Origin of the sequence: Pyxidicoccus fallax, from assembly GCF_012933655.1 — a bacterium.
Lineage (GTDB): Bacteria > Myxococcota > Myxococcia > Myxococcales > Myxococcaceae > Myxococcus > Myxococcus fallax.
This window is the reverse complement of the sequence record NZ_JABBJJ010000700.1, coordinates 1-1,463: the sequence shown is the minus strand read 5'-3', so window position 1 is coordinate 1,463 and position 1,463 is coordinate 1. Positions and strand designations below refer to the sequence as shown.

General features: G+C 74.7%; 2 protein-coding genes. Both read left to right on the top strand.

The window, feature by feature from the left end:
• Positions 1-877 (top strand): PilW family protein (locus tag HG543_RS53625; protein WP_211194815.1); only part of this gene is annotated, 877 nt, incomplete at its 5' end.
• Positions 878-910: 33 nt separating this feature from the next.
• Positions 911-1,432 carry a hypothetical protein gene (locus HG543_RS53620; RefSeq protein ID WP_169352669.1) on the top strand — a complete coding sequence of 174 codons (522 nt, stop codon included), beginning with the start codon at positions 911-913 and terminating at the stop codon, positions 1,430-1,432.
• The last annotated feature ends 31 nt before the right edge of the window (positions 1,433-1,463 follow it).

Sequence of the window (1,463 nt, the reverse complement as noted above, 5' to 3'; positions counted from 1 at the left end):
GTGGGCGGGCTCGGGGCCCAACGCGTCGGACCGGCTGGTGGTGCGCTCGCGCGACCTGCTGTTCAGCGCCGCCGTGCTCCAGAACGGCGCCTCCTCGAGCGGCCTCCGCGTGGCGTCGCTCCCGGTGTCGCTGCGCCGGGGTCAGGTGCTCCAGGTCGTGTGCCCCGGGGCCATGCGCTGGGGCTACGCGCGGCTGTCCGCGGACGTGCCGGCGTCCGGGAGCACCACGCTGCTGCCGCTGGGCCCCGCCACGGGCACCTTCCCGGACCTGGGCGCGGTGTTCGACGAGCCATGCTTCAACGGGGCAGCCGGCCTGCCCGCGCGCGTCTTCAAGGTGGACGTGCACGACTACTCCGTGCGGATGGTGGACGATGACGGCGTCCCGGGCACGGCGGAGCGGCCGTACCTCTTCCGCGCGCACGGGCTGGGCACGCGGCCGGACGCGCTGGGCGAGCCGGTGGCCGAGGGCATCGAGGCCCTGCGCGTCACCTTCCTGCGCGAGGACGGCACCGCGTTCGTGCCCACGTGGGACGCGGCCAACCCGCCGCCCGAATACGAGACGCCGTCCGGCTCGCCCCTGCGCCGCAACCTCAACCCGGCCAATGTGCGCGCCGTGCGCCTGCGCATGGTGGCGCGCGCCTCGCGGGCGGACTCCGTGATGCGCGAGGCCGGCCTGGAGGCGGCCATCCCCGCGCTGCCCGGCGAGCCGCGGCTTCCGGCGCCGGCCGGCTTCCGGCGCTTCCTCTACGAGACGACCATCCTGCCCCGCAACCTCCGCTCCCGGGAGATGCCGCTGCCGGCCTACTCCCAGGACACCACGCCCGGCGCGTGCCAGGGCCGCGCGCCCGCCGACGGGCTCCTCTGCGCGGGAGGCTGAACCCATGACCCCTTTCACGCAGGAGGCTGCACCATGAGACACCCATCCGTGCGCGCTCGGAGAGGCGCGGTGCTGCTGCTGGTCGTGGTGCTGCTGGCGATGGTGACGGTGCTGGCCATGGCCGCCATCGGCTTCTCCGGCGCGGAGCGCGGCGCGGCCAGCAGCTTCCGCTCCAGCGAGGAGCTGGTGGCGTGCGCCGACGCCGGCCGCCAGTACCTGCTGTCACGCTTCCGGCTCATCGGTGGCTCGCCCACGCAGCTCACCCCCACCAACCAGCGGCTGGACCTCGCGGGCCTGCCCGGGTGCAACGGCGCCGCGCCCACCGACGACGCGCGCTGCATCCGGAGCGGACACCTGGGCGAGGTGCCCACCATCAGCGGCGTGAGGCTCATCCCCCAGACGACCCTCGGCCGCCGCTCCAGCGCGAGGGACCTCACCAACATCATCGCCCCCGCTTCCGGGCTCGGCGGTCAGACGTACCAGGTCGTCGTCCACTGCGTGGACAGCCGCGGCGCGGAGAGCGAGGTCGAGTTCACCGTCCGCTTCGGCCTGTAGCTCCCCCGCGTCCCACCCCCATTCCCGTTCT